General features: G+C 73.0%; 3 protein-coding genes. 1 reads left to right on the top strand and 2 read right to left on the bottom strand.

Features of this window, described 5'->3' with window-relative positions; translation table 11 throughout:
- On the bottom strand, nucleotides 1-465 hold a 465-nt coding region (locus VF468_03385; protein ID HEX5877355.1), incomplete at its 3' end, for an NAD(P)-binding domain-containing protein.
- Between the two features lie 252 nt (nucleotides 466-717).
- Between VF468_03385 and VF468_03380 the strand changes: the two genes are divergently transcribed.
- Nucleotides 718-957 (top strand): hypothetical protein, encoded by a 240-nt coding sequence (locus VF468_03380; protein HEX5877354.1) that lies wholly within the window; start codon nucleotides 718-720, stop codon nucleotides 955-957.
- A gap of 4 nt (nucleotides 958-961) precedes the next feature.
- Here VF468_03380 and VF468_03375 read toward each other — a convergent pair.
- Nucleotides 962-2051: DUF6596 domain-containing protein (locus VF468_03375; protein ID HEX5877353.1), on the bottom strand; the 1090-nt coding region annotated here is incomplete at its 5' end.

Here is a 2051-nt window from a genome sequence, read left to right as displayed (position 1 = left end):
GGGGTTCACCATGAGCAGGGCGTTCATGGTGTTGAGGGTCTTGACCACCCGGACGGTCGGGAAGGCACGCTGGATGCGCTCGCCAAGTGGGTCGGTGTTGGCCACGAACAGGGAGGGGGGCATGCCCTGTGAGTAGTCGAGGGCGTTGGCGATGTCGACCAGCACCCTGCCGGCGAGGTTCGCCTCGCCGGCCTGCCGCAGGGCGTCCAGCGAGGTCTCGCCGGCGGTGGCGTTGACGACCAGCTCGCCGTGGGCGGCCGCGTCGGCGAAGCTGCCGAGCTTCGCGTCCGGGTGCGGCTCGTACCAGACGCTGAACGGCGGGATGCCGTAGACGGGGTGGGGCTCGTCGCGGGCCAGGGTCGCCGCCGGGTCCCTGGTGCCGACCATCACCTCGTGCCCTGCTTGGGCCAGCTTGGCGGCGAGGGCCTGGCCGACCATGCCGGTGCCTAGGATGCCGATCCGCATGGTGCTCCTCCATTGGCCGGGACGACCTGATCGTGGCCGACCTGGAGCGGGCCAACGAGCGGTTCTGGCAGTGGCTGGAGGACGTCATCGCCGACATCGGCGTCCCAAGGACAGCCTGGTGGCGATGTTCGACGCCGTCGGGAGGCTCGCCAACGACCCGCAGTGCCTCGGCTGCACCTTCCAGGGCACCGCGGCAGAGTTCCCCGACCCCGACCACCCGGGCCACCGGGTCGCCCTCGCCCACAACAGGCGGTGCTGGCCCGCCTGCGCACCCTGGCCCAGGAGGCCAACCTCCGCGTCCCCGAGGCCCTGGCCGACCAGCTCCTGCTGCTCATGGACGGCGCCTGGGTCGCCGCCCGGATGTTCGGTCCCGGCAACCCCAGCGCCGAGGCCGCGGCCGCGGCCACCATCCTCATCGACGCGCACGGTCCCCCGACCGCGCCGGTCGAGCCGGGAAAGGGCTCCTCAACTCCACGACGACCAGAGGCGTAAGCACCTACGGCCGGCTGTCTGCGCAGGCGGCGGCGCGGGTGAGGAACACGGCGCGTTCGCGCTCGTTGCGGGTGAGGGCGGCGGCGCGCTCGAACTCCCAGCGGGCCTCGTCCAGGCGGCCGAGCTTGGCCAGGAGGTCGCCGCGGACGGCTGGGAGCTGGGGGTAGTGCTCGAGGGCTCGCTGGTGCCGGAGCGGCTCGATGATCTCCAGCCCCTTGGCCGGGCCGGCGACCATCCCGACCGCGACCGCGCGGTTGAGCTCCACCACCGGCGAGGGAGAGACGTGGGCGAGCACCCGGTAGAGCGCGGCGATGCGCTCCCAGTCGGTGTCCTCGGGCGTGAGCGCGCGGGCGTGGCCGGCGGCAATCTCGGCCTGCAGGGTGTAGGGGCCGAGGGCGCCACCGAGCGCGTCGGCGCGGGCGAGCGCCTCGAGGCCACGGCGGATGAGTAGCCGGTCCCACAGCCGGCGGTCCTGGTCGGCCAGGAGCACCGGTGCCCCGGAGGCGTCGGTGCGGGCGCGGATGCGTGACGCCTGGATCTCCATCAGCGCCACCAGCCCGTGGACCTCGGGCTCTCCGGGCAGCAGGCTGGCCAGGATCCGGCCGAGGCGGAGCGCCTCCTCGCACAGCGCCGGCCGCATCCAGTCCTGGCCTGCGGTGGCCGAGTAACCCTCGTTGAAGACAAGGTAGATGACCTCCAGCACCGACGAGAGCCGGTCGGGCAGGTCGGCCGGCGTGGGCATCTCGAAGCGCACGCCCTTGCCGCTGAGCGTGCGCTTGGCGCGGACGATCCGCTGCGCGAGGGTGGGTTCCGCGACCAGGAATGCCCGCGCGATCTCGTCGGTCGTCAAGCCGCCGAGCAGCCGCAGCGTGAGCGCCACGCGTGCCTCGGTGGACAGCGTCGGGTGGCAGGCGGTGAAGATCAGTCGGAGCAGGTCGTCGCCGATGTGGTCATCGAGCGCGGCGTCCAGGTCCGGCTCGTCGGCCTGGCGCGTGAGGCCGGGGTCGCGGGCAAGCGCCTCCAGCTTCTGCGCAGAGCGGGTCTGGCGGCGCAGGGTATCGACCGCGCGGTGCTTGGCGGTGGCCATGAGCCAG

It is taken from the genome of Actinomycetota bacterium, assembly GCA_036280995.1.
Lineage (GTDB): Bacteria > Actinomycetota > CALGFH01 > CALGFH01 > CALGFH01 > CALGFH01.
The sequence above is the reverse complement of the archived record's forward strand: the minus strand, read 5'-3'. Positions and strand labels throughout refer to the sequence as shown.